Source organism: Acinetobacter sp. NPDC052428, assembly GCF_044547685.1.
Lineage (GTDB): Bacteria > Pseudomonadota > Gammaproteobacteria > Pseudomonadales > Moraxellaceae > Acinetobacter > Acinetobacter lwoffii_G.
Genome location: NZ_JBIUAT010000004.1, coordinates 155,394 through 181,794, shown reverse-complemented (window position 1 = coordinate 181,794; position 26,401 = coordinate 155,394). Strand labels below are relative to the sequence as shown.

27 protein-coding genes are annotated in these 26,401 nt (G+C 43.5%); 16 read left to right on the top strand and 11 right to left on the bottom strand.

Going from position 1 to position 26,401, the window contains the following annotated elements; all coding sequences use genetic code 11:
- Nucleotides 1-24: 24 nt before the first annotated feature.
- A complete protein-coding gene (locus ACIG3F_RS04945) occupies nt 25-1,212 on the bottom strand; it encodes an O-succinylhomoserine sulfhydrylase (protein WP_213687358.1) in 1,188 nt (395 codons plus the stop codon).
- 142 nt (nt 1,213-1,354) lie between these two features.
- Here ACIG3F_RS04945 and ACIG3F_RS04940 point away from each other — a divergent pair, with 142 nt between their 5' ends.
- The 10 genes from ACIG3F_RS04940 (at nt 1,355) to ACIG3F_RS04895 (ending at nt 9,401) form a co-directional block, all read left to right on the top strand.
- Nucleotides 1,355-2,452, top strand: coding sequence for an alpha/beta fold hydrolase (locus ACIG3F_RS04940; RefSeq protein WP_213687359.1), 1,098 nt, complete (start codon nt 1,355-1,357; stop codon nt 2,450-2,452).
- A 69-nt stretch (nt 2,453-2,521) separates the two neighbouring features.
- Nucleotides 2,522-3,394 (top strand): NAD(P)-dependent oxidoreductase, encoded by an 873-nt coding sequence (locus tag ACIG3F_RS04935; protein ID WP_213687360.1) that lies wholly within the window; start codon nt 2,522-2,524, stop codon nt 3,392-3,394.
- Between the two features lie 86 nt (nt 3,395-3,480).
- Nucleotides 3,481-3,750: a YARHG domain-containing protein gene (locus tag ACIG3F_RS04930; protein ID WP_067724748.1), complete on the top strand. Its 270-nt coding sequence runs from the start codon at nt 3,481-3,483 to the stop codon at nt 3,748-3,750.
- Nucleotides 3,751-3,782: 32 nt separating this feature from the next.
- Nucleotides 3,783-4,196, top strand: a complete 414-nt coding sequence (locus ACIG3F_RS04925) for an HIT family protein (protein WP_005247210.1) — start codon at nt 3,783-3,785, stop codon at nt 4,194-4,196.
- Between the two features lie 258 nt (nt 4,197-4,454).
- Nucleotides 4,455-5,537, top strand: a complete 1,083-nt coding sequence (locus tag ACIG3F_RS04920) for a porin (RefSeq protein WP_005247211.1) — start codon at nt 4,455-4,457, stop codon at nt 5,535-5,537.
- 510 nt (nt 5,538-6,047) lie between these two features.
- The gene (cydP, locus tag ACIG3F_RS04915; protein WP_005247212.1) at nt 6,048-6,239 is read left to right on the top strand and encodes a cytochrome oxidase putative small subunit CydP; all 192 of its coding nucleotides are present in this window, start codon (nt 6,048-6,050) and stop codon (nt 6,237-6,239) included.
- Complete coding sequence (locus ACIG3F_RS04910) at nt 6,239-7,825, top strand: cytochrome ubiquinol oxidase subunit I (RefSeq protein WP_213687361.1); 1,587 nt, start codon at nt 6,239-6,241, stop codon at nt 7,823-7,825. The genes cydP and ACIG3F_RS04910 overlap by 1 nt, the downstream gene beginning before the upstream one ends.
- Nucleotides 7,822-8,967 (top strand): cytochrome d ubiquinol oxidase subunit II, encoded by a 1,146-nt coding sequence (gene cydB, locus ACIG3F_RS04905; RefSeq protein WP_213687362.1) that lies wholly within the window; start codon nt 7,822-7,824, stop codon nt 8,965-8,967. The genes ACIG3F_RS04910 and cydB overlap by 4 nt, the downstream gene beginning before the upstream one ends.
- 26 nt (nt 8,968-8,993) lie before the next feature.
- Nucleotides 8,994-9,095, top strand: a complete 102-nt coding sequence (cydX, locus tag ACIG3F_RS04900; RefSeq protein ID WP_004278713.1) for a cytochrome bd-I oxidase subunit CydX — start codon at nt 8,994-8,996, stop codon at nt 9,093-9,095.
- Between the two features lie 3 nt (nt 9,096-9,098).
- The gene (locus tag ACIG3F_RS04895) at nt 9,099-9,401 is read left to right on the top strand and encodes a cyd operon YbgE family protein (protein ID WP_213687363.1); all 303 of its coding nucleotides are present in this window, start codon (nt 9,099-9,101) and stop codon (nt 9,399-9,401) included.
- A gap of 198 nt (nt 9,402-9,599) precedes the next feature.
- Here the strand turns inward: ACIG3F_RS04895 and rodA are convergent, their stop codons facing one another.
- The 6 genes from rodA to ACIG3F_RS04865 form a co-directional block, all read right to left on the bottom strand.
- Nucleotides 9,600-10,739: a rod shape-determining protein RodA gene (gene rodA / locus ACIG3F_RS04890; RefSeq protein WP_004645269.1), complete on the bottom strand. Its 1,140-nt coding sequence runs from the start codon at nt 10,737-10,739 to the stop codon at nt 9,600-9,602.
- Nucleotides 10,740-10,851: 112 nt separating this feature from the next.
- A complete protein-coding gene (gene ispD, locus ACIG3F_RS04885; RefSeq protein WP_396469493.1) occupies nt 10,852-11,565 on the bottom strand; it encodes a 2-C-methyl-D-erythritol 4-phosphate cytidylyltransferase in 714 nt (237 codons plus the stop codon).
- Complete coding sequence (locus tag ACIG3F_RS04880) at nt 11,534-11,926, bottom strand: septum formation initiator family protein (RefSeq protein WP_004645271.1); 393 nt, start codon at nt 11,924-11,926, stop codon at nt 11,534-11,536. Before ACIG3F_RS04880 ends, ispD begins: the two co-directional genes overlap by 32 nt.
- A 7-nt stretch (nt 11,927-11,933) precedes the next feature.
- Nucleotides 11,934-13,223 carry a phosphopyruvate hydratase gene (gene eno / locus ACIG3F_RS04875; protein WP_004278719.1) on the bottom strand — a complete coding sequence of 430 codons (1,290 nt, stop codon included), beginning with the start codon at nt 13,221-13,223 and terminating at the stop codon, nt 11,934-11,936.
- A 59-nt stretch (nt 13,224-13,282) separates the two neighbouring features.
- Entirely contained in the window at nt 13,283-14,140 is an 858-nt protein-coding gene (gene kdsA / locus ACIG3F_RS04870) for a 3-deoxy-8-phosphooctulonate synthase (RefSeq protein ID WP_396469492.1), read from the bottom strand.
- 32 nt (nt 14,141-14,172) lie between these two features.
- Nucleotides 14,173-15,813, bottom strand: coding sequence for a CTP synthase (locus ACIG3F_RS04865; RefSeq protein WP_005100051.1), 1,641 nt, complete (start codon nt 15,811-15,813; stop codon nt 14,173-14,175).
- 228 nt (nt 15,814-16,041) lie between these two features.
- Between ACIG3F_RS04865 and ACIG3F_RS04860 the strand changes: the two genes are divergently transcribed.
- On the top strand, nt 16,042-16,461 hold the full coding sequence (locus tag ACIG3F_RS04860; protein ID WP_396469491.1) for a hypothetical protein: 420 nt from the start codon (nt 16,042-16,044) through the stop codon (nt 16,459-16,461).
- Nucleotides 16,462-16,517: 56 nt separating this feature from the next.
- On the opposite strand, the gene ACIG3F_RS04855 is transcribed toward ACIG3F_RS04860, so the two are convergent.
- From ACIG3F_RS04855 to ACIG3F_RS04845, 3 genes are all read right to left on the bottom strand, one after another.
- Nucleotides 16,518-17,630, bottom strand: coding sequence for a YheT family hydrolase (locus ACIG3F_RS04855; RefSeq protein ID WP_243475151.1), 1,113 nt, complete (start codon nt 17,628-17,630; stop codon nt 16,518-16,520).
- A 70-nt stretch (nt 17,631-17,700) separates the two neighbouring features.
- The gene (locus tag ACIG3F_RS04850) at nt 17,701-18,111 is read right to left on the bottom strand and encodes a nuclear transport factor 2 family protein (RefSeq protein WP_396469490.1); all 411 of its coding nucleotides are present in this window, start codon (nt 18,109-18,111) and stop codon (nt 17,701-17,703) included.
- Between the two features lie 183 nt (nt 18,112-18,294).
- Nucleotides 18,295-20,319, bottom strand: coding sequence for an FAD-dependent oxidoreductase (locus tag ACIG3F_RS04845; RefSeq protein WP_396469489.1), 2,025 nt, complete (start codon nt 20,317-20,319; stop codon nt 18,295-18,297).
- 166 nt (nt 20,320-20,485) lie between these two features.
- On the opposite strand from ACIG3F_RS04845, the gene ACIG3F_RS04840 reads away from it, so the two are divergent.
- The 4 genes from ACIG3F_RS04840 (at nt 20,486) to ACIG3F_RS04825 (ending at nt 23,691) form a co-directional block, all read left to right on the top strand.
- Nucleotides 20,486-21,028 carry a PadR family transcriptional regulator gene (locus ACIG3F_RS04840; RefSeq protein ID WP_396469488.1) on the top strand — a complete coding sequence of 181 codons (543 nt, stop codon included), beginning with the start codon at nt 20,486-20,488 and terminating at the stop codon, nt 21,026-21,028.
- 20 nt (nt 21,029-21,048) lie between these two features.
- On the top strand, nt 21,049-21,981 hold the full coding sequence (locus tag ACIG3F_RS04835; RefSeq protein ID WP_396469487.1) for an alpha/beta fold hydrolase: 933 nt from the start codon (nt 21,049-21,051) through the stop codon (nt 21,979-21,981).
- A 19-nt stretch (nt 21,982-22,000) separates the two neighbouring features.
- On the top strand, nt 22,001-22,705 hold the full coding sequence (locus tag ACIG3F_RS04830) for an SIR2 family NAD-dependent protein deacylase (RefSeq protein WP_396469486.1): 705 nt from the start codon (nt 22,001-22,003) through the stop codon (nt 22,703-22,705).
- A gap of 86 nt (nt 22,706-22,791) precedes the next feature.
- A complete protein-coding gene (locus ACIG3F_RS04825) occupies nt 22,792-23,691 on the top strand; it encodes a LysR substrate-binding domain-containing protein (RefSeq protein WP_253102278.1) in 900 nt (299 codons plus the stop codon).
- Between the two features lie 249 nt (nt 23,692-23,940).
- Here ACIG3F_RS04825 and map read toward each other — a convergent pair whose 3' ends face one another.
- Nucleotides 23,941-24,735: a type I methionyl aminopeptidase gene (gene map, locus ACIG3F_RS04820; protein ID WP_004645281.1), complete on the bottom strand. Its 795-nt coding sequence runs from the start codon at nt 24,733-24,735 to the stop codon at nt 23,941-23,943.
- A gap of 350 nt (nt 24,736-25,085) precedes the next feature.
- Here map and brnQ point away from each other — a divergent pair, with 350 nt between their 5' ends.
- Nucleotides 25,086-26,372 carry a branched-chain amino acid transport system II carrier protein gene (gene brnQ, locus ACIG3F_RS04815; RefSeq protein ID WP_396469485.1) on the top strand — a complete coding sequence of 429 codons (1,287 nt, stop codon included), beginning with the start codon at nt 25,086-25,088 and terminating at the stop codon, nt 26,370-26,372.
- Nucleotides 26,373-26,401: the final 29 nt, after the last annotated feature.

Sequence of the window (26,401 nt, the reverse complement as noted above, 5' to 3'; positions counted from 1 at the left end):
ATCTCCGAACATAAATTTATAGAATTAAATCAGGTCTAAACCACGGCTAATGTCACGAATAATATCACCAATCTCTTCCAAACCAACAGATACGCGAATTAAACCTTCGCGAATACCGGCAGCTTCTTTGGCTTCAGGCGACAATTTACCGTGTGTCGTGGTTGCAGGATGGGTAATGGTCGATTTCACATCGCCCAGATTACCGGTAATCGAGATAAACTGGGTATTATCGATGACAGTCCATGCTTCCTCACGACCACCTTTGACTTCAAAAGACACAATACCGCCAAAACCGCTCTGCTGTTTTGCTGCCAGTTCATGACCGATATGCTCAGGCAGGCCTGCATAATATACTTTTTCTACTTTTGGATGCTGGTTCAAAAATTCAGCCAGTTGCTGAGCACTTGCCGAATGTTCACGCATACGTAAACGTAGTGTTTCCAAGCCTTTTAGAAAAACCCAGGCATTGAATGGGCTCATTGAAGGACCAGTGGTACGCACATAGCCAAAAATTTCTTCAAGCAGCTTATGATTACCTACGACTGCGCCGCCTAATGCACGGCCTTGGCCATCCAGATATTTAGTCGCAGAATACACCACCAGGTCTGCACCAAATTTGAGTGGTTGTTGTAACACCGGTGTACAGAAGCTGTTATCAATCGCCAGTAAAGCATCATTGGCATGCGCAATATCGGCGAGTCCCTGTATATTAGCTACTTCTGCTAAAGGATTCGATGGCGATTCAACAAAGAGAATTTTTGTTTCAGGCTTGATGGCATTTTTCCATGCATCAAGATCAGTCAAATCGACGAAATCAACGCTGACGCCAAATTTTGCGACATATTTTTCAAACATGGAAACCGTAGAACCGAAGACTGCACGTGAACAAATCACATGGTCGCCCGCTTTTAAAAAAGCCATCATCACTGCCATAATAGCTGCCATACCCGAACTGGTGGCGACGGCGCGCTCTGCACCTTCAAGTGCAGCCAGACGCTTTTCAAACATGGCAACGGTCGGATTGGTAAAGCGAGAATAGATATTGCCCGGTTCCTGGCCTGAGAATTTGGCTGCGGCTTCTGCAGCATTTTCATAAACAAAGGACGATGTTAGAAAAATTGGTTCGCCATGCTCACCTTCAAAAGTGCGGGTATGGCCGGTACGAATGGCTAAAGTTTCTAATTGGTAAGAAATATCGTCTTGCTGGCTCATCGCTTTACCTCAGCCCTCGGGCTGCCTTTTGTAAAAATTTGCCAACATTTTGAGCGCCTAAGCTATTTCAGGTCAAGGCATAATAAGCGATTATTGCTTAGACTTCGATCAATCCTCCCGCGGATACGGATATTTTATTTACATGATTCAGTTAAAACAAAACTTTCAGCGCCAGCAAAAAAAATTGAAACACCTTAGTACCCGGGTGTTTAATGCCTCCTCACTGATCCTGTCGCAAAAAACCCCTTTTGAATATATTGCCGGCACCGAGTTTTGCAAGATTCGTTATTACGCTTCACCCGAAAAAAAATATAAGGAGCCTCTGGTTTTTATCGCACCCTTGGCCATTAATATGGATATTTATGATCTGTATCCTTATCGCTCTCTGGTCAAGCATTTTCAGCATAGCGGTTTTGATGTCTATCTGGTGGAATGGAAACGCTTTAACTTTAAGCACCGCCACCTGAATTTTTTATCTTTTATTGATGCAGCCATTCCTCAATCCATTGAAACCATCTGCAAGCATTCAGGCAGTCAGTTCATTTCCTTACACGGCTGGAGTATGGCTGGCGTATTTGTCACGCTCTATACGGCCTTGCATTCGCCTGAACATGTCAAGAATCTGATCGTGGTGGGCAGCCCCATCGACAGTTATGCATCAGGACGTGTCGGCAAACTATTTTCTACGACCAATAAACTGATTTCTAAAAATAAGAATTTGCAACAGGCCATTCATCAAGGACTGATCCCGAAGCAATATATTCATACGCCGGGTATTGTAAATGCCTTGGGCTTTAAATTACTCGATCCGATTGGCTGGCTCAAAAGCCAGAAGCAGTTTTTGCTGAATCTGGATCATGTCGAAGATGTCTATGAACATGCCACCATGGGAAATTTCCTGAACAAGATGATTGATTATCCAGGCGGGATTAATCAGGACATGGTGCTGCACTTATGGCTGCAAAATCCTTTAAAACAGGGTTCTATCACTTTGGATGGTCGTGTCGTTGATCTTAAAAATATCAGCTGCTCCCTATTGGTAGGTGCAGGTCAAACCGACCAGATTGTCACAGAACAGTCAGCTAAGCCTTTGATGAAATTGACAAGTAGCCAGGATAAGACGTTTACTCTTATACCGGGTGGTCATCTTGGACTAATGTCGAACCAGAAAACAGCCAATACATTCTGGCCAAAAATGACGACCTGGCTGGTGCAGCGCTCTACACGGCTTGATGCTTAAAGCAGATTTCTCGCACCAGAAAAATATTAAAAATTATCAATAGATTTAAACATATTCAGAGGGTACAGCATGATTCAATCAGTGGCATTTATCGGCCTAGGTGCAATGGGTTTTCGTATGGCAGCACATTTACCCAAGCATTTTGATACGGTCTATGTCTGGAACCGCAGCTTTAACAAGGCAGAGCAACATGCGGCTGAATATGGCACCCAAGCCGTCACACTGGAACAGGCCGTACAGGCAGATGTGATTTTTTCCTGCCTGCCAACTAGCGCTGACGTTGAACGACTTCTGGAAAATCTGTCGCTTAAATCCGGTTCAGTCTGGGTCGACTGCACCAGTGGTGTACCGGATTCTGCCCAAAAATTGGCAGTACAATTGGCTAAACATGGGGTAATCTTTCTGGATGCACCGGTCAGCGGCCAGACCATTGGCGCTGACAATGGCACGTTAACTGTGATGGTGGGCGGTAATGCAGAGGGCTATGAAAAAGCCCTTCCTGCGATGCAGGCTTTTGGCAAGCTGATCAAGCATGTGGGTGAATCTGGCGCAGGTTTTGCAGTGAAGGCCGTAAATAATATGTTAATGGCTGTAAACCTGTGTGCCGTCGCAGAAGGCTTTACTACACTGAAAGCGCATGGGGTAAACCTGCATGAAGCGCTGGATTGTATTAATGCTTCAAGTGGTAAAAGTATGGTGACTGAAACCGTATTGCCACAGCGTATTTTAAACCGAAGTTTTCCTGTAACCTTTGCCCTGCCACTCTTGGCCAAAGATACAGGTATTGCAATCGACCTTGCGCGTGAAGCCAAACTTTCTGCGCCTGTGCTCTCGTTGACCCAGAATCTGATTCAAGCGGCCAGCGATCTGTCGGATAAAAACAGTGATTTTTCCAGTGCTGTGAAAATGTATGAATCATGGAGTAATATTACCATCGAGTAATATCTCGCCATTGAATAATGATAACGAAACCTCATATTGTGACTAGTAGGCAGGCACATATAGTGGATAACCCAGAGGAAACTCTCATGACTAAGTTAAGTGTTGCAATTTTTGCTAGTGTTGCAACTTTTATTGGGGCAAGTGCTTTTGCAGCAACGCCAGAGCAAGAATGTCAAAAATTGAAAAATGACCATGATGTCATTTACGCATCTAAAGGTTTTTGCTTTAAAGACCCGGATGCAAAGGCGAAGTTTGGCAATGATAATTGCTATACAACTAAACCAAAATTTTCAGAAAAAGAGCAACAACGACTTGACGCCATCAAAGATCGTCAGAAAGAATTGAACTGTAAATAATTACAGTACACAATCACTTTCAAGGATTAGACATGCTTTACGATGATCAAAATATTTTTGCACGAATTATCCGCAACGAAATTCCTGCAATTAAAGTGTATGAAGATGATCAAGTTCTCGCTTTTATGGACATCATGCCTCAAGCTGAAGGTCACACGCTGGTCATCCCTAAAACACCTGCTATAACATTGCTTGATCTACCTCCTGACGCTGCTGCTTACACCATTCAAATTGTGCAAAAAGTTGCGCAAGCGATGGAAATAGCACTTGAAGTAAAAGGTATTGTACTGATGCAACTTTCAGGCGCATCTGCTGGTCAGACTGTTCCGCATGTACATTTCCACCTCATTCCAAGTTCAGTTCATGAATTAGGCAAACATGCTTTACACATGGGTGATCAAGAAAAAATCCAAGCCTTGGCGGAAAGAATTAAAGCCGCACTTTGATTTAAAATAAATTCAAAAAATGGAGCTTCGGCTCCATTTTTTATAAATACAGAATAAGAAAAGAAAGAATTAGCCTTCATATTTAATCCAAACACGTCACCAAACTGTCATTTATTGTTCACCTCGTTGTCACAAACATTACAGATACTGCATAGCAAGTTGGTGAGCTTTTGTAATTTTTTGTACTTAAGCAAACTAAAAAAGAAGTGTTAAGTAAGGCGAATGCCATTTAGAACCGTGTTTTGGAGAAATATCTCAATGAAAAAATTACTTCTCGCTACTGCAGTAGCGGCTTTGGGGATGAGTGCAGCACAAGCAGCACCAACTTTGTATGGTAAACTGAACGTATCTATCGACCAAGTTGATAACTACGATTTCAAAGGTAACGATGTTTCTGAAGTAAGCTCTCATGCTTCACGTATTGGTGTAAAAGGTGAAGAGAAACTGACTGACAAGTTGTCAGCTGTTTATCAAGCTGAATGGGCTGTTTCTACTGATGGTTCTGGTTCAGATACTGACTGGAGTGCACGTAACCGCTTCATCGGTCTTAAATGGGCTGGTTTAGGTACACTAAAAGCAGGTAACTACGATTCTTATTTCAAAACAGCTGCTGGCAGTGCTCAAGACATCTTCAACGATCACACTCGTCTTGACATTACCAACATGATGCACGGTGAAGAACGTCCTAAAAATTCGATCGGTATCGAAACTGACAAAAAATTGCTTGGCGGCGTTCAATTCAACATTATGGCGCTACAAGGTGAAAATTCAGCTGCTCCTGGAGCTGGCACTTCTGGTGACGATAGTGCACGTGATGGCTTCGGTGATGGTATCTCAGCATCTGTCCTATATGATAACAAAGACATTGGCTTATCTTTAGGCCTAGCAGCAAACTCTGCTGTTGAAGGTAAATATGTAGGTTTTGATGGTAAAAAATATATTTCTGATGCTTTCCGTATCACTGGAGCTTATGACTTCTCTAAAGTGGGTATCAACGGCTTGACTTTAGGTGGTTTATGGCAAACCGCTGAACCATCTGACGATCTAACCGCTGCTAAAGGCTTACAAGAAGATGCTTTCACAATTGCCGCTGCATATAAAATCGGTTCAACTCCATGGGTTGTAAAAGCTGAATACGCAAATGCGAATACAGAATACACAGCTGGAACTACTTCTGTTGATCGTGACATCAATCAATACGGTCTTGGTGTAGATTACTACTTCAACAAACAAGCTCGTATGTACGGTATCGTTGCTTCTCAAGAACGTGACTGGAAAACAGCTGCTGGTGAAGATGATACTATGACTGTATTCGGTCTTGGTATGGAATATAACTTCTAAGCCAAAAGCCATAGCACACTAAAGAATATTTTATTTAAGTATGCTGATTTTTTGACCGCGTACTTAACCAAAAAAAGACTACCTACGGGCGGTCTTTTTTATTTCTCACGAATAGAGTATTTAAAACCATATCTGTATTATTTTCTTTTTAAAATCATTAAACCCTAATTAAAAAACAGATTAATCCTACTTAATACATATTATTTCAAATACCAATTTTTAATAATATGCAACCATTTTGGTCAGATTTTTAGATAATACACAACTGTTTTAGTCAACTTTAAATATAATACATTACCATTTTAGTTGGGATTAAAAACATTAACACAAAGCTTTTTAGTCTACTTTGAAGCAAATAAATATTAGTTTATTTTTTAACACTCACCAGAATAAGCTATTGTTTTTATTAATTTAAATAATATATTTTTACTTTAACTGTTTAATCTATTTATTTTTAGTTACTTTTTGTTTAATAATATCCATTATGTTTTAAAAAATAGGCTTATTTGCATGAGCTTAATACCCAAAGATTTTAACAAACGATTAGTTCGCGAGATAACAATCATATTAATAATTAAGATTGTTCTCTTATTGACGATTAAACATATCTGGTTTGACGCCCCTACTATTCCCAAAAATTTTGACTCTCAAGTTGCCGAGCACATTGCCGGCAGTCCTTCCCCAATCAAGGAGACACGTTGATGATTTCTGAAAGCGTGGTCGATCTTTCGCGGTTCCAATTTGCAATGACCGCGATGTATCACTTTATTTTTGTTCCACTGACTTTAGGCCTGGCTTTTTTGCTTGCCATTATGGAAACCACCTATGTGATTTCCGGCAAAGAAATCTATAAAGACATGACCAAGTTCTGGGGAAAACTGTTTGGTATTAACTTTGCCTTAGGGGTAACCACCGGCCTGACCATGGAGTTCCAGTTCGGAACCAACTGGGCATATTACTCGCATTATGTCGGTGATATTTTCGGTGCACCGCTGGCGATTGAAGGTTTGATGGCCTTCTTCCTTGAATCGACATTTATTGGCTTGTTCTTCTTTGGTTGGGATCGTCTGTCCAAAGTGCAACATCTGGCCGTAACCTGGCTGGTGGCTTTAGGCTCGAACATGTCCGCACTCTGGATTCTGGTCGCCAATGGCTGGATGCAAAACCCGGTCGGTTCGGCATTTAACTATGAAACCATGCGTATGGAAATGGTGGACTTTGCTGCACTGATTTTTAACCCGGTCGCTCAGGTTAAATTTGTGCATACCGTATCTGCCGGTTATGTCACAGGTGCTATTTTTGTACTGGCTATTTCAAGTTACTACATGCTGAAAAAACGTGACCTACCTTTTGCACGCCGTTCTTTTGCCATTGCAGCCATCTTCGGGCTTGCTTCTACACTTTCAGTGATTTTACTGGGTGATGAATCAGGTTATGAGCTGGGCGATGTACAAAAAACTAAACTAGCAGCAATTGAAGCCGAATGGGATACTCACCCTGCGCCTGCGCCATTTACTTTGTTTGGTATCCCGAATAAGGAAACCATGACTACAGATTATGCAGTGAAAATTCCTTATGTGATGGGTCTGATTGCTACACGCTCTACGACTGAACAAGTCACAGGTATTAAAGACCTGCTGGTTCAGCATGAAGCGCGTATCCGCAATGGTATGGTGGCATATTCGCAACTGGAAAAATTACGTGCTGGTGATCAGTCTCCAGAACTGAAAACTGCTTTTGAAGAAAGCCAAAAAGACTTAGGCTACGGTCTGCTACTGAAGAAATACACGCCAAATGTCGTTGATGCCTCTGATGAGCAAATCAAAGCAGCTGCTAAAGACACTATTCCACACGTACCAAGCCTGTTCTGGGCCTTCCGTGCCATGGTGGCTTCCGGCTTCCTGATGTTGCTTTTATTTGCACTGGCAACTTTTGCGGTAGCCAAACGTAATGCAGAAAACAAACCATGGTTATTGAAATTTGCTTTATTTGCACTGCCTTTACCTTGGGTTGCTGCGCAAACCGGCTGGTATGTAGCAGAAGTAGGTCGTCAACCTTGGACTATTGGTGAGGTATTACCGACGCATCTTTCAGCATCAAGCTTAAGCACAGGTGATGTCTGGGGTTCAATCCTTGCATTGGCAGCATTCTATACCGTGTTACTGATTATCGAGATGTATCTGATGATCAAGTTCTCACGTCTTGGCCCAAGCTCACTGCATACCGGTAAATACCATTTTGAAAAGCTTGCAACTGCAGAGAAGGCAAATGAGGAGACTCACGCATGATCGAATATGAATTATTAAAAATCATTTGGTGGGTGCTGGTCGGCGTATTGCTGATTGGCTTTGCCCTCACCGATGGCTTCGATATGGGCTCCATGGCGATCATGCCATTTGTGGGCAAAAATGATAGCGAGCGCCGTGCAGCGATCAATACCATTGCCCCGCATTGGGACGGTAACCAAGTCTGGTTTATTACTGCCGGCGGTGCTTTGTTCGCTGCCTGGCCAATGGTCTATGCAACCGCCTTCTCTGGCATGTACTGGGCACTGTTGCTGGTACTGTTTGCCCTATTCCTGCGTCCGGTCGGTTTTGACTATCGCTCAAAACTGGAAAATACCAAATGGCGCAATTCATGGGACTGGGGTCTAGCCATTGGTGGTGCAGTGCCTGCATTGGTCTTCGGTGTGGCATTCGGCAACATGTTCCTGGGTGTACCATTTACTTTAGATGAAACTGTACGTTCTACTTATACTGGTAGCTTCTTTGCCCTGCTGAATCCGTTTGCGATTGTCTGTGGTCTGGTCAGTTTATCGATGCTGTGTGCACATGGTGGTGCATGGTTAATGCTGCGTACTGATGGTGACCTACGCCAACGTTCTGCCAAAGCAACACAAATCATGGGACTAGTGTATTTAGCAACTTTCCTGGCAGCCGGTGCATGGTTGTATTTTGGTGGCATTCAGGGCTATACCTTAGTTACACCTTTTGATACCAATGGTGTTGCCAACCCGCTGGCCAAAGAAGTATTGACCAATGCCAATCTAGGCTGGATGAATAACTACTCGACGTATCCAATCACAATGGCTGCTCCAATTGCCGGCATTTTGGGTGGCTTGATCATTGTCTTGGCAGCTAGTAAAAACAAAGCAGGCTTGAGCTTTCTGGGTTCATCTCTGGCTGTCATCGGTGCCATCCTGACTGCTGGTTTTGCCCTGTTTCCTTTCCTGATGCCTTCAAGCATTAACCCGGTTGCAAGTCTGACCATGTGGGATGCGGTATCCAGTAAAAATACCTTAACCGTTATGACCGTTGCTGCCTGTATCTTTGTTCCATTGATCCTCATCTATACCACTTGGTGTTATTACAAGATGTGGGGCGTGATCACCAACAAACACATTGAAGATAATTCACATAGCCTGTACTAAGGGCTGTGTCTTAAGGAGAGACAACTATGTGGTATTTTGCTTGGATTCTGGGTGTACTGATGGCCTGTTTTGCCAGTGTGATTGCTGCCATTTACATGGAACAACACCAAGACCTGGATGAGGAATAAAACATGACCGAAGCTGCGCTTGAGAAAACCGTTGTAGACAAGAAACCAAACAAATTTGCGATGATGATTTCCTGCCTCCTGGCTTTTCCTCTCGCAGCCGTGTTATTGGTTCATCCTTCTGCAATGCTGGATGCCAACGGTGAATATAGCCATAGTGCCATGATGTATATCATGATTGGCATTTCTGGAGGCTTTGTCTATGGTGTGGGCTTTATGCCGCGCCACTGGTTCTGGAAATGGCTGTTTAGTCCATTTTTAGCCTGGCCTTTAATGATCTGGGGCTATTACACCTGGTTTCTCAGTTAAAGTATGAAATTAAAAAAGCTCTCACTTGAGGGCTTTTTTATATCGTTTATCAATTTTTGCTTTTTGTTCTACTATTATATCACTTTGCATTTGGAAGCAATTTCTATATTGAGCATGAATGTAATGAAGATACTTTTCTTTACCCGCATGTCTTAACAACATTTGTAAAGCCGGAATAAGTCCGACTTTTAGAATAATTTATCGATGGGTATGGATCGACATCACAATGCCCATCCCGGCCAGCATGGAAATCACCGCCGTTCCACCATAACTCATCAGCGGCAATGGATCTCCGGTCACAGGTAAAATCCCGCTCACCATGCCGGAGTTTAAAAATACAAAGAAGAAGAAAGTCAGTCCCATGGCTCCAGCATATAAACGGCCAAAGTTATGAAAGCTGTTTAAACCAATCATCAGACAGCGAATAATAATGGCAGTGAATAAACTAAACAGCAGGAAAACGCCGATAAAACCGAATTCTTCGGCATAAGTCGACATAATAAAGTCAGTATGATGTTCAGGCAGATAACCTAAATGTGATTGGGTACCTTCGGTATAGCCTTTGCCCGTGGAACCACCTGAACCAATCGCAATTTTGGACTGGATGATATTCCAGCCTGCACCCAAGGCATCCGATTCCGGATCAAATAACGTGGTAATACGTTTTTTTTGATACTCTTGTAGCACGAACATCCATGCAGCCGGAGCTGCCACAGCTACCGCCGCTGCTGCACCACCAATCAGACGCCACGACATCCCACTTAAAAATAGAACAAAAATACCAGGAATTACCAAGCCAATGTTCAAGTCAGGCTGAAGTGCCACCAAAACAAATGGTACGCCCAATAGAATCAAAGCCCCGACAATATGCAAAAATTTGGGAGGAAATGGCTTACGTGCAAAATACCATGCCATCATCAAAGGCATGGCAAATTTCATCACCTCACTCGGTTGCATGCTTCCCACCCCTGGCAAGGTAATCCAGCGGGTTGCACCCAAACGTTTTTCACCAATCACAAAGACCAGAAGCAGCATGAAGATCCCGAAGGCATACAGGTATGGACTAATCGCCTGATAGACTTTCGGTGGAATCTGCGCACAGATAAACAGCAGCACAAAACCAATTCCAAAACTGATCGCCTGACGCACCACCATGCCAGAGTCTTCGGATGTCGCGCTATACACCACCATTAAACCCAGGATTGCATTGAGAACTAGAAAGCACAATAACCAGGGATCAAGGTGCAACTTGGTCCATCGAGATGAATCTTGCGGGTTAATACTACGTCCATCACGCAAAGAGTGACGTAAAAACCGATACTGCTGTGAAGGTATCATTGGCCAAAAGGTGAAAAAGAATGATGGCAAAATTATAAGTGAAAGCTATAGCGAATAGATCGCTATAGCCAGATTTATTCTGCTTTTATTTAAATATTATTTGAATATATTTTTAAGCCTGAGCCTGTAAAATCAGCTTGGCCAGTTCCAGATCGTCCGGATAGGTAATTTTAATATTATCGGAACGCCCTTGTACTACACTCACCTGTTCGCCGATATGTTCCAGCGCACTGGCTTCATCAGTAATCGTAGCACCATCTTGCAAAGCCTGCTCAATCGCCCGTTTCAACACACCTAGCTTGGCCATTTGTGGTGTTTGTGCCTGCCATAGCATTGAGCGATCCACTGTTTCCTCAATATCAAAATTGCTTACTACACGCTTAAGTGTATCTCTTACTGGAATCGCCAGAATCGCAGCCTGATCATTTGTAATCGCCGTATTGACTAACTGTTGCAGACAATCCAGACCGACACAGGGACGCGCCGCGTCATGTACCAGCACCCACTCATCTTCAGAAGCGATTTGAGATAAATACGTGAGTGCATTTAACACGGAATTCACCCGCTCGGCACCGCCCAGACAGAAATGGGCTTTCTCTTGACTGGAAAATGGCAGCATTTTTGCGACGTTGTCCTGTTCACCAATCGCCAGGACATAACCCGCCAAAGGCAGTTGATTCAGACGAGCCACCGTATGTTCAAGAACAGTTCGCTCTTGAATCATCTGATATTGTTTCAGTTCTGTTTTGGAGAAACGGCTACCGGAACCTGCAGCTGGAAGAATGACCCAAAGTTTAGGGTGTGGTTGGTGCTTCAGCTGACTCATTGGTTCGCAGGTCTACTTTAGAATTAGGATTAAGATAGATCGGTTTATATTGAGTACTGATCGTGCTCATTTGAATAAAAGTTTCGCGTGGCTTAATCAGACCAAGATCTAAACGCGCATGTTCTTCGATGGCTTCAATACCATTCTTCAAATCATAAACTTCTGCTGCCAGAACGCGATTACGCTCTTTTAGCTCATCATTCAATTCCATTTGTTGTTGGATTTTCTGGGTCAGTTGCTGATGATCATGATAACCACCTTCACCAAACCAGTATAAATATTGAAACCCTGCGATCAAAATGATCGCAAGGCCCAACAGTACTTTACTCGCAGTCGAGTCGAATACATTTAACATTGACATAAGTCGCTTAGTTCAAACCTTTGAACTCAGCTTTACCGCGATATGCAGCATTAGTCAATTCTTCAATACGAAGTAATTGATTATATTTCGCTACACGGTCAGAACGGCAAAGTGAACCAGTCTTGATTTGACCCGCTGCTGTACCTACTGCAAGATCAGCAATCGTTGAATCTTCAGTTTCGCCTGAACGGTGTGAAATTACAGTAGAGTAACCATTTTCTTTTGCAAGATAGATCGCATCTAAAGTTTCAGTCAAGGTACCGATCTGGTTGTATTTAATCAGAATCGAGTTACCCACTTTTTCGTTGATACCACGTTGCAGGATTTTCGGATTCGTTACGAACAAGTCGTCACCAACCAACTGGATCTTGTCGCCAAGAATAGAAGTCAGGTAAGACCAGCCTTCCCAGTCAGATTCGTCCAAACCATCTTCAATCGAGATAATTGGGTACTGGTTTACCAGACCTGCTAAATAGTCAGAGAACTGGTTGCTTGTGAACGCTTTGTTGCCTTCGCCCGCAAGAATATATTGACCATTTTTGTAGAATTCTGAAGATGCACAATCCAGCGCAAGCATGATGTCAGAACCTGCTTTGTAACCAGTTTGACCAATTGCTTCAAGAATAACTGTGATTGCTTCTTCGTTTGAACGTAAGTTCGGCGCAAAACCACCTTCATCACCTACCGCAGTGTTTAAACCTTTTTTGTTTAAAACTGATTTAAGTGAATGGAAGATTTCAGCACCGGCACGTAGCGCTTCAGAGAATGAAGTGAAGCCTACTGGCTCAATCATAAATTCTTGAATATCGACGTTGTTGTCTGCATGTGAACCACCATTGATGATGTTCATCATTGGTACAGGCATAGTTAGAATCGTTTGACCGCGAAGATCTGCGATGTATTGGAAAAGAGGAATTTTCTTTTCTTCAGCAGCAGCGCGAGCAGCAGCCAAAGACACTGCCAAAGTTGCGTTTGCACCTAGTTTTTCTTTGTTTTCAGTACCGTCAAGCGCGATCATCGTGTTATCGATGTCTTTTTGTTCGAATACTGATTTACCGACCAAAGCGTCACGGATTAACGTATTTACGTTATTTACCGCAGTTTTAACGCCTTTACCTAAGTAACGCGCTTTATCGCCATCACGAAGTTCTAAAGCTTCACGAGAACCAGTTGAAGCACCAGATGGTGCACATGCACGGCCAACTACGCCAGATGCTAAGATTACGTCTGCTTCGATGGTAGGGTTACCACGAGAGTCCAAAATTTCACGTGCACGAATGTCAACGATTTGGCTCATGAACTATTCCTCAGTTGATTAATATGAGCTGCCTATACGGCAGCGCAAGAGTGATAAACTCAGTGTGTATCTAACTTTTCGAAACCTTTGACCAAGGTATCCAATTCTTTTAGCTGTGCCAGGAAAGGCTCAAGCTGAGACATGCGCAGCGCACATGGACCATCACACTTGGCTTTTTCCGGATCTGGGTGTGCCTCTAAGAACAAACCAGCAAGACCCGTTGCCATACCCGCACGCGCAAGCGTTGTAATTTGCGCACGACGACCACCGGCAGAATCTGCACGGCCGCCTGGGGTTTGTAAGGCATGGGTCACATCAAAGAATACCGGGACATTCATTTCTTTCATGATGTCGAAGCCCAGCATGTCTACAACCAGATTGTTATAGCCAAATGCAGAACCGCGTTCACAAATGATCAGCTTGTCATTTCCGGCTTCCAGACACTTATGCAAAATATGGCGCATTTCGTGCGGAGCCAGGAACTGGGCTTTTTTGATGTTGATGATCGCATCCGTTTTTGCCATGGCTTCAACAAGATCCGTCTGACGGCTTAAGAAAGCTGGCAATTGAATAATGTCTGCCACTTCTGCAACAGGAGCCGCTTGGTACGGCTCATGCACATCGGTGATGATCGGCACATTAAAGTGTTTTTTAATGTCAGCTAACCACTCGAGACCTTTTTCCAGGCCTGGGCCACGGAAAGAGTTCAGGCTTGAACGGTTGGCTTTATCAAAGCTGGCTTTGAACACATAAGGAATGTCCAAACGTGTGCAGATATCGACATAAGTCTCCGCGATTTCAAAAGCCAGGTCTTTAGATTCAAGTACATTCATTCCGCCGAATAATACAAATGGCAAATGATTTGCCATTTGTATATCGCCCAAACGTACAATTTTTTGTGGTTTTAATTGCGACATTTAAACTTCCCTAGTTGTGTCCTACGCACCGATTATTTGGTTTTTTGGTACTGCTTTTTCGCAGCATCAATGAAACCTGCAAACAATGGGTGACCATCACGTGGCGAGCTGGTAAATTCCGGGTGGAATTGTACTGCAATAAACCAAGGATGTGCAGGAATTTCAACAGTTTCTACCAGATGCTGTACCGGAGAATAACCAGAAATCTTCATGCCTTTTTCTTCCAGCACTGGGATATAACGGTTGTTCATCTCGTAACGGTGACGATGGCGCTCGATGATTTCTTCAGAACCATAAACTTCTGCAGTTTTAGTCCCTGCAACCAGTTCAGATTTTTGCGCGCCAAGACGCATCGTACCACCCAGATCAGAATCAGCAGAACGTTGCTGAACTTCACCACGCTCATCTAACCATTCAGTAATTAAACCAATTAATGGAGATTTGGTTGAACGGTTAAATTCAGTCGAAGTCGCGTCTGCAATACCAGCAACATTACGTGCGTATTCGATCACAGCCAACTGCATACCCAAGCAAATACCGAGGAACGGCACACCGTTCTCACGTGCGAATTGAATCGCCTTCATTTTGCCTTCAGTACCGCGCTCACCGAAACCACCAGGAACCAGAATCGCATCAGCATCTTTCAATACTTCTGCTACATCTTGGCTTTCAAGCTCTTCAGCGTTTACGTAGTCAATCTGAACTTTCACACGGTTTTGAATACCCGCATGTAGAAGTGCTTCGTTGACAGACTTGTATGCATCTGGAAGTTCAACGTATTTACCGACCATTGCAACACGTACGGTGTATTCAGGGTTTAGTAAGGCTTCTACCACGTTATCCCAATCTGTTAAGTCAGCTTCAGGAAGATCGTTATAACCAAAACGCTCACAGATTAAATCGTCAACATTTTGTTCGTAGAATGTACGTGGAATCTGGTAGATTGAACGTGCGTCTTTACATACCACAACGGCACGTGCTTCAACGTTGGTAAATAATGCAATCTTACGCGTCGTATCTGCATCTACATCGTATTCTGTACGGCAGATGAGAATGTCTGGCTGAATACCAATCGACAGGAGTTCTTTAACAGAGTGCTGTGTTGGTTTGGTTTTTAATTCTGCTGCAGACTTAATGTATGGGAGTAACGTTAAGTGCATTAACATGGTACGTTTATGACCAAGTTCCACCATTAACTGACGTACAGATTCCATGAATGGGAGAGATTCAATGTCACCTACAGTACCGCCGATCTCTACGATCGCAACGTCATAACCTTCGCCTGCACGAAGTACACGCTCTTTGATATTATCAGTAATGTGTGGAATAACTTGCACAGTACCACCCAGGTAGTCACCACGGCGTTCTTTATTGAGAACATCCTGGTAAACACGACCTGATGTGAAGTTATTCAGTTTGGTCATTTTCGCACGACGCAAGAAACGTTCGTAGTAACCCAAGTCTAAGTCTGTTTCAGCACCATCTTCTGTAACAAAAACTTCACCATGCTGGAATGGGCTCATTGTCCCTGGATCGACATTAATGTATGGATCCATTTTTACCATGGTCACTTTTAAACCACGAGCTTCTAAAAGTGCAGCAACAGAAGCAGCTGAAATACCTTTACCTAGTGATGAAACTACACCACCAGTAACGAAAATAAAATGGGTCATTGGGTTTCTCGTACAATCGAGCCTAAATCGGCCTGCAATGTTGCGCAATTTTACTTTACCTTGTACCTAGAAAGCAAAGTCAATCCGCATCAATTCAAAGAACAATAAACAATTGACTATTCTAACAGCAATTCCTATAAAAAATTACAGTAAGTTCATATGATTTCTATCTTGCATTTTGCTGCTATAATAGTGTATCCCCTCCACACTTTTATGTTTGATGCAATGATGATGAAGAAACTTTTAATCTCCACCCTAATCCTGACTGGCCTGACATTAACTGCGTGTGTAAAAAAAGAAGCACCAAAAGAAGAAGAGCAAGTAGAAGTTACTCCAGCATCTGAAATCTCGACTCCAGAACCAACGCAATTTGAACCGCTTGAGCCTGTAGAGCCAACGGTAATTGAAGAAGAAGTAGCGCCAACGGTTGAAATTCAACGTGAGCAAACTGAAAATACCACGACTGAAATCCGTCGTGAAATCAAAAAGCCAGAAACCACTGAGCCGACACCAGTACCTGAAACCAGCGAAGAACCTGTATCAAAGCCTGCTGAGACCACACCTAAAACCAATTCAAATCCAGAAAACAAGTCTGAGGATGATGCGGTTGCTGACGCGATTGCCGCAGCGATGCCAGCACTTGACTGATTACAGGATCATTCATCAAAAAACCCAGCAGATGCTGGGTTTTTTATTGGGATTTTTTAAGCGGATACTGTTGCCGGTGCACGAGATAAGTGAATCAAATAGTCTGCCATTAGTCGGGTAGCCCAAGATTCGGTTTGCATCAAGCCCTGATAAAAGCCGCAATGACTGCCTTTTTTGGTGGTAATCACCATAATATTAGACATCGCCCGAATTTTTTCTTTATAAGGTTCTAAATTTCGGATGTGACACACCGGATCATCCTCCGCATTTAGAATCATCAGCGGAATTTTGATACTTTCAAACACATAAATCGGATTGGTTGCCTGGGTATAACTGGCATAATCCGTAAATCCAGCCAGTTCAAAATAGAGTTTTTCAAATTCGGACAGATCTTTAACTTCTAATAACTGTTTCCAGCTTGGGCAGACCTGCCAGGTTTCTTGATAAGGATGAATAAAGCGCTTAATCAGTTTTTTGGCCATGACTTTACTGTAAAACGGATGCACATTGGCAAAACCGGTTTCAGTGTTATAGCCAGGACATAAAGCAAAAGCTGCTTTGAGTGGGGTTTGTTCACCCTCTTCACCCAGATAACGCACCAACAATCCCGTACCCGCAGAAGAGCCAACTCCATAGAGATCGGATTGAGGAAATCTGTCCTGTATATACAAGAGTTGTTCACGCAAATCCTGAGTTGAACCAAACAGGTTCATTTTAGGCACAGGCATGGGTAAGTCTGCGTGACCACGGCGTAAACACAATGCCACACGCCAACCGGTATGTTTATGCAGATCACGAACCAGTTCACGCATCGATTCAGGAGAACCGGTAATGGTATGGAGTAAGACAATCGTTGGCGTATTTGCCGGAAGATCCAGTCCATACCAGGCAATACCGGTAATGCCGCCATCTGACATTTTCAGCTGTTCAAGCGCATCATATTTCAGCTTAATGGTACGTTTTTTAATTAAATCGAAATACAGAATATGTGCATGTGCATTGGCTAACCAAGGCGTAGGACGATATTTTTGTTGCAACTGCGGTAAGCGTTCAATGAGTCCTGAAAATACACCATTCGGATTGTAATACAGGGTCGGCTGATCTGCTCCGCTGAAACGATCCAGATATTCACTGGAAAGCTGACCCAATTTTTTAAGCAACATTTTCATCTGTCATCCCCCTCTAGTTGTACTAGCTGTGATTTACAAATTTCATGCCGACTTGAATCAATAGTTAGAATTAAGTTTTAGCTTGGAATGATTGCATCCGCTGGCCCATCTGTACAGCCAAGGCTTCAAGTCCGGACTTAGGTCGGATCATGACTTCAAAATCAATCATCTGACCCTCTTCATTAAACTGAATCATGTCAACTCCCTTTAGTTTTTTATCGCCCACATTGGCAGAAAACTCAAGTACGACATTGTTACCATCTTCACTTATAAATTCACGGTGATAAGTGAAGTTTTCAAAGACTTGAATGACATTGGTCAAAATAAAAAATACCACCTGTTTTCCAGGATAAGGCTGAAACGCTACGGGTGAACGAAATACCACTTCTTCAGCAAGTAGTTCATTCAAGATCGACATATCACGGGTTTCTAGCATTTCATGCCAGCGTACAATGGATTTTCTGGTATTTTCGACGGTCATTTTGGATTCCTTTTTTTGATATTTTTTAATATAAAGCTTAAATACTTCTTTCTTTTAATTGACAGGATTCCCCCTTTATTAAAGGTGAGAAGCACTGCTTCGCAAGGAGGGATTCTTTCTTACAAATCCTCTCGCTAACCCTCTCCTTTAATAAAGGAGAGGGGGAAAAGCAGATTTTAATTTTCAGATCACCGCCGCCAATTCAGCACCCTGACGGATGGCACGTTTGGCATCCAGCTCACCCGCTTCTTTCGCTCCACCAATCAGATGCACATTTTTACCAGCCGCTTTTAGCTCATCAAACATGGCGGTATAAGACTCCTGACCGGCACAAATAATCACGTGATCGACTTCTAGCACAGCAGGCTTGTCATTCACGACAATATGCAAGCCCTGATCATCAATTTTTTCATAATTGGCGCCCGCAATCATTTTTACGTCACGGTGTTTTAAACCGGTACGATGAATCCAGCCTGTGGTTTTACCCAAACTCGCGCCGACTGAAGCAGCTTTACGTTGCAATAAATAAATTTCACGTTGCGGTTTTTCTACATTTGCAGCTTTTAAGCCACCGACATTTTCATAGTCAGTATCAATACCCCATTCATCATAGAATTTTTCCGGATTGATACTGCCACTTTCCCCTTCATGGCTCAGGAATTCGGCTGTATCAAAACCAATACCACCTGCACCAATAATGGCAACTCGCTGACCCACTGGCTTACGTTCTTTCAAAACGTCCAAATAAGACAGTACTTTTGCATGATCAATACCTGGAATCTCAAGCTGACGCGGTGTCACGCCTGTTGCGACCACAATGTCATCAAAGTTTGACTGAGCCAGTTCTTCCAGGCTCGCCTTATGATTCAGCTGTAATTTGATACGTGGCTGCAATTCAATCTGGCGCTTGAAGTAGCGCAAGGTTTCATAAAACTCTTCCTTGCCCGGAATGGTCTTGGCAATATTAAACTGCCCACCGATCTGAGCAGCGGCTTCAAATACCGTCACCTGATGACCGCGATTTGCCGCATAGACAGCAAAACTTAAACCTGCAGGACCCGCGCCAATCACGGCAATATTTTTTGCCACATTGGTTTCTTTAAAAATGAGCTCTGTTTCATAGCAGGCACGTGGATTGACCAGACAGGTGGCAATTTTCATTGAGAAAATATGATCCAGACAGGCCTGATTACAACCGATACAGGTATTGATCTCATCGCTACGACCCTGCTCTGCTTTCAGGACAAACTCTGAATCAGCCAGCATCGGACGGGCCATAGAAATCATATCAGCATCACCAGACGCCAATACATATTCAGCCATTTCCGGAGTATTGATACGGTTTGAAGTGATTAAAGGAATCTTCACTTGACCTTTCAGCTTACGCGTCACCCAAGTAAAGGCTGCACGAGGCACTTTGGTGGCAATGGTCGGAATACGCGCTTCATGCCAGCCAATGCCGGTATTGATAATGGTCGCCCCGGCTTTTTCAATTTCTTTGGCCAACTGGATGACTTCTTCCAGAGTTGAACCGCCTTCGACCAGATCCAGCATAGACAGGCGATAAATAATGATAAAGTTCTCACCGACCATTTCACGAGTACGGCGTACAATTTCAATCGGGAAACGGATGCGGTTTGCATAGCTTCCGCCCCATTCATCATCACGATGGTTGGTACGTGCAGCAATAAACTCGTTAATCAGATAGCCTTCCGAGCCCATGATTTCTACACCATCATAACCGGCATATTGAGCCAACTTGGCACAATTGGCAAAATCATCAATGGTTTGCTGTACTTCAGCCGACGTTAAAGCATGCGGCTTGACCGGATTGATTGGTGCCTGAATTGGAGATGGCGCGACATTTTCAGCCTGATAAGAATAACGTCCGGTATGCAGAATCTGCATGGCAATTTTCCCACCCGCCTCATGTACCGCCTGGGTAATGACCTTATGTTTTTCAGCTTCTTCAATTGTATCGAGTTTAGACCCCCCCTGAAAGGTCACACCATGATCATTGGGAGAAATCCCGCCGGTGACGATTAAAGCGACTCCACCTTTGGCGCGCTCTGCATAAAAAGCCGCCATCCGATCATATCCGCCGGGTGCTTCTTCAAGACCAACGTGCATGGAACCCATTAACACGCGGTTTTTAAGCGTGGTAAAACCCAAGTTCAATGGGGCAAGTAAATTCGGATATTTAGACATTTCAACTCCTGAGCGTGCGGTTAGGCTGGCTATTGTTTTAGCAACTGGTAGTTTGATCCCTCAATCTTTCCAGTTTAATGCAACTTGTTGCACTAATTTATATGCCAGAATTGATTTTTATGCAACATGTTGCATAATAATCCCGAGTCACTTTTTTGAGACGTTTATGTCTTTAGCGCATGTTTTATTGACCAGCCTGATTGAAAAACCCAGCACCGGAATCGAACTGGCCCGCCGCTTTGATCGTTCCATGGGTTTTTTCTGGAATGCCACTCATCAGCAGATTTATCGTGAGCTGAATGCCATGCTGCAAAAAGGCTGGATTTCGACGCTAGAAGAGGAAGACTCGAATAGCCGCAAAAAGACTTATCAGGTGGAACGTCTTGGCCGGAAAGAACTGGCCAACTGGATGCTGCAACAAAGCCCACCGGCACAACTACGTGAAGAACTAATGGTGCGTTTACGTGCCGAAGCCCAGCTTGGTGGCAATAACACCTTGGCAGAGCTGGAACGCCATCTGGAACTGCATAAAGAAAAACTGAAAACCTATCAGCAGATTTTTGCCAAAGACTTTGCCGAAGCGGACGAAAATGACCGTACCCTGTATATTCATAAAATGATTTTGCAACTGGGAATTGATCAGGAACTGGGCTGGATTTCCTGGCTGGAACAGGTCATTCCGCGACTCAAACAATTTGATGCAAAATAACTCTAAATACGGAGACACACATGCCCTTTTATCGCATGCCCGATGGTGAACAGCTATTTGTACGCGAATATGGTCAGGGACAGCCTGTACTGGTGCTCTCGGGACTTGGCATGCTGAGCTGGCAATGGAAAGCTTTTCTCTATCCGCATCAGAAAAATTTCTGTTTCATTATTCCAGAATGGCGCGGCTTTGGGGCTTCCAGTTGCTGTAAAATTCCGCAAGATCTCGATGCAATTTCCAGTCACTGGCTGGATGTGCGTTCAGTTCTGACCCAGCTAGAATTAGATCAAGTCATCGTCATTGCCTATTCCATGGGTGCAACCACCGCAATGCACGGCATGCATTATGACAACTTTGCCAGTCAGATTTCTGCTTATTTGCACATTGATCAGACTCCCAAAATTCCGGTCGATGATGCCTGGGATTTTGGTCTTTTTGGTCCACGTTATCAGGAATTTATCGACATCCTGCAGCAGCTCTCTGTCCTACTTACGCAATATCAGCAAGTTGAATTGATCCGTGATCTTGACGTTTCTATCCGTAAACAAATTGCCGCCCTATGGCTAAAGTTTATTCAGCTACAAAATCAACAAAAATATAGTCTGAAAGCTTTCGAATTCATTTTGAATCAACCTCGCCTGCAAAGTCTGTTAATGCCTTCCAGCCGGGTGGATTATATGGCGTGGTATATCAACAATTATTTATACCATCGTGAGGATTACCGAGAGGCATTGGCCCAGCTCAGCTGTTCGGTGACTTTCTTTAGCGGCGTACAATCCAAGCTATATCCTTTTGAAGGTCAGCGCCTGATTGCAGAAAGCCTGCCTCAGGCCAAACAGATACTTTTCAGCAAGTCTGGCCATACGCCTTTACTGAGTGAACCGCTAAAATTTGCCCGAGAACTTGGCATCTTCTTAAAAGAAAATTCACAATCTAGCGCTTCAGCTGCCTAAAGATTCAGGAGATAGAACAATGAAAAAGCTGGTGGTCTTTTCCGGTGCAGGCATGAGCGCCGAAAGTGGCATTCATACTTTTCGCGACAGTGATGGAATTTGGGAACAATACCGGATTGAAGAGGTTGCCACACCTGAAGCCTGGGCCAAAAATCCGCAACTGGTGCAACGCTTTTATAATGCCCGCCGTAAAAACATTCTGGAAGCACAGCCGAATGCCGCACATCAATTAATTGCGGATCTTGAAGATAACTTTGATGTGCATGTAATCACCCAAAATATTGATGACTTACATGAACGTGCCGGCAGCTCCAAGGTGATCCATTTACATGGCAATATTCGTCTGGCCAAAAGCTCAGGCCCCGATGCACAAAGCACGACCGAGTTTTATCCAATTGAAGGTTCTGAATTAGATTTAAATCAACACTTTTGTAAGGCAGGCTATCCGCTGCGTCCTCATGTAGTCTGGTTTGGTGAAGCCGTGCCCGCGTATGAAGAAGCTCAAGAATGTATACAGGATGCCGATATTTTCGTAGTGATTGGCACCAGCCTACAGGTTTATCCGGTCGCCGGGTTAATTCATGAGATTCCTGCGCACTGTGAGGCCTATTACATCGACCCGAAAGCCGAGCAGCAGCATTTACCTGCACATTTTCACAAGATTACCCAAAGCGCGACCGATGGCATGCAAACATTGCTAAGTTTACTTAAATCCGGGAATTAAAATTTTTTTATATGTGCATTCTCTGATTGACAGTATGCAACAATCAATTTTTAATCAGCTTATCGTTGCAAGAATGGAATTAAACCATGCTGTCTGATCTGGATGACTTTTACTGTTTCGCTCAGGTGGTGGAACATGGCGGCTTTAGTGCAGCCGAACGTGCAACCGATATTCCCAAATCCAAACTTAGCCGCCGGGTGTTTAATCTGGAAGAGCGTCTGGGTGTACGTCTGATTCAGCGCAGTTCGCGTCATTTTGCCGTCACCGATATTGGCATGAATATTTATCGGCATGCCCAAGTTATGCTGAATGCTGCACAGGCAGCGCATGATCTGGTTGACCATCTGAGTACCGAACCACGCGGAACTATTAAAGTCAGTCTGCCAGTGTCTATTGCCCAGAACGAACTGGCAAAAATTCTGCCGGATTTTTTGAAAAAATATCCTGAAATTAAAGTCCAGATGATGATCACCAATCGCCGGGTCGATATTATCAATGAAGGCTTTGATCTGGCCTTACGTGTCCGTTCCAGCCTGGATGATGACCCGAATCTGGTGATCCGCCAGTTTGAAAAAATTGAGCAGCATCTATTTGCCAGTCAAGGTTATTTAAATGAATTTGGTGAACTGAAAAACCCTGAGCAACTGGCTGAACATAAAATTCTGAGTATGGCTGAAGATCATACCGAACAGTTTCTGACCTTACAAAATGAACAGCAGGAACAGAAAAAAATCCGTGTCAGTCCCACAGTTATGGGTTCTGACTTAAATATGCTGGCCCAACTAGCCGCATCAGGCTCAGGCATCACTTTGTTGCCTGATAACGTGGTCGAGCAGTACGTGGCAAGTGGCGAACTGGTTCGGGTGCTTCCTGACTGGAAAGCACCGCATGGTATTTTCCATGTGGTTTATCCTTCACGTCGCGGCTTATTGCCCGCAGTCCGGATCTTTATTGATTATTTGGTCGCTGAATTAAATCAGCACTAAGTGATATGCTTTTGAGAAAAACTGGACAAAAAAATAGCTCATTCTTGGGGAAAAATGAGCTAGAGAAACTTTCACTACAGCATAGTGAGCGAAAAAAAGGGAACCTATGTATCTGACTCTTAGTTTAATCAGATATAAAACCCTAAACCACTGTTTAATGTAGTGTTTTGTATGTTTTCGTCAGCAAGAACGAGTGAGTTGTAATTTATGTAAGTGGATTATCTTAATAAAGATCATTCAATCAATATTTTAAATTTCCGGATACTCACCTGTGCCTTCAGGCCAAGGCGACAAGACTTCAAACCCGGTTTCAGTCACATAAACCATATGTTCCCATTGCGCAGACCAGGATTTATCCGTGGTGACCACAGTCCAGCCATCTTTCAGCTCTTTGACGCGGGCCTTGCCCATATTCACCATCGGCTCAATGGTAAACACCATGCCCGGAACCAGTTTAATGCCCTGACCCGGCTGGCCGTAATGCAGAATATTTGGCTGCTCATGATAGACCTTACCGATGCCATGACCGCAATATTCGCGCACGATGGAATAGCCTTCACGCTGTGCGACCGTTTGAATCGCATAACCAATATCACCCAGGGTCGCGCCCGGCTTCACTGCATGAATCCCGGCCACCATAGCTTCATAGGTGGTATTGACCAGTCGCTTGGCTTCTGGAGATGGCGTTCCGACATAGTACATCCGGCTGGTATCACCGAAATAACCGTCTTTAATAATGGCAACATCAATATTGATAATATCGCCATCCTGAAGAACGACTTTCGATGATGGAATGCCGTGACAAACCACTTCATTCGGTGAAATACAGGTGGTTTTGGTATAGCCATAATAGCCAATATTAGCGGGCGTCACTTTTAAGGTATTTACAATAAAATCATGACAGAGATCATCCAGATATTCAGTCGTGACACCTGGCTTGACATGCTCCCCGATCATCGCTAAAACTTCTGCAGCCAAACGCCCAGATATCCGCAGTTTTTCAACATCTTGCTCAGTTTTAAGACTTATCGCTGGAGCTCGCATATACCTATCCTCACTATGAATCCCTGAATTATAATCCCTTTTTTGCGAAATATGTCGCAGTTGTTGAGTTTCGGCACAGCAATTTTCCTTGAAATAGGACTTTTCACTGCTGCTTATTTGTACAAACAATAACTGACATATTTTGATATCAAGTGCAGATATTTTTTGAGCTTGTAAGGAAAAATATATTTTTCAGCGAATTATCAAACATATATTTCTACCAAGATTTGAATGACCGGTTATGTGATCCGCAAACTCACTAGAATCAAGGCTTCCAGCCTTAAAATAAACTCCAAAAAATTGGACATATACACTAAAATCGCTTTCTTTTGTTCTATTGATCTCCCTTTATGACAAGTCTGCGTACCCGGGATATTGTCGCCCTAGGTTTTATGACCTTTGCACTATTTATTGGTGCGGGCAACATTATCTTCCCACCGATTGTGGCTCAACAAGCCGGTGAACACGTATGGCTCGCTGCTTTAGGTTTCCTTATTACAGCAGTCGGCTTACCCGTGATTACCATTATTGCGTTGTCTCGCGTTGAAGGTTCCATTCAGGCACTAAGCTCGCCTCTTGGCAAAGCAGCCAGCATCTTGCTGACTGTAATCTGTTACTTAGCTGTTGGCCCTTTATTTGCGACGCCGCGTACCGCAACCGTTTCTTATGAAATCGGTTTTTCATCTTACTTTGGCAATGAATCTGGCAGCCTGCTCATTTACAGCATCATCTATTTTGGTGTAGTGACCATCGTGTCCTTATATCCGAACAAGATTCTGGATACTGTCGGCTATTTCCTGTCGCCACTTAAAATTATTTCTTTGATCATTTTGGGTGTAGCAGCCGTGATGATTCCTGCCAGTAATCCGCCTACAGCGATCGATAATTACGTTACCAGTCCAGTGACTGAAGGGATCGTGAATGGTTATTTAACCATGGATACTTTAGGCGCTTTAGTTTTCGGTATTGTGATTGTCAAAGCCATTACTTCACGTGGCGTAACCGATAAAAAACTGATTACCAAATATGCGGTCAATGCCGGCATTATCTCTGGTATTGGTTTAACTCTGGTGTATTTAAGTCTGTTTAAACTTGGACTAGGTAGCCATGAGATTGCACCAAATGCAGCCAATGGTGCCATTATCCTGCATGCATATGTACAACATGCTTTTGGCGATATGGGTGCTTACTTCCTGTCTGGCATGATTTTTATTGCCTGTATGGTGACTGCAATTGGTCTGACTTGTGCCTGTGCGGAGTATTTCTCCAACTTGACCAAGATTCCATACAAGATCTTTGTATTTGTTCTGGTGGGCTTCTCACTGGTGATTTCAAATTTGGGTTTAACCAAACTGATTGCTGTTTCGGTTCCAGTCTTGAGCGCGATTTATCCACCTGCAATTAGCGTCATTATGCTGAGCTTCTGTGCAAGCTTCTTCAAGAAACCAGCTCATGTGATTGCGCCAGTGACCTTGGTAGCCTTTATCTTTGGTATTTTTGACGGATTAAAAGTCGCTGGCTTTGAATTGCCTGCATTACTGCAAAACTTACCTCTATCAGAACAGAGTCTGGCCTGGTTTATCCCGTCCATGATTATATTGCTGATTACAGCTGTGATTGACCGTATTAGAAACTAAAATTTCTAGGATGTCTGAAAAATCGTATT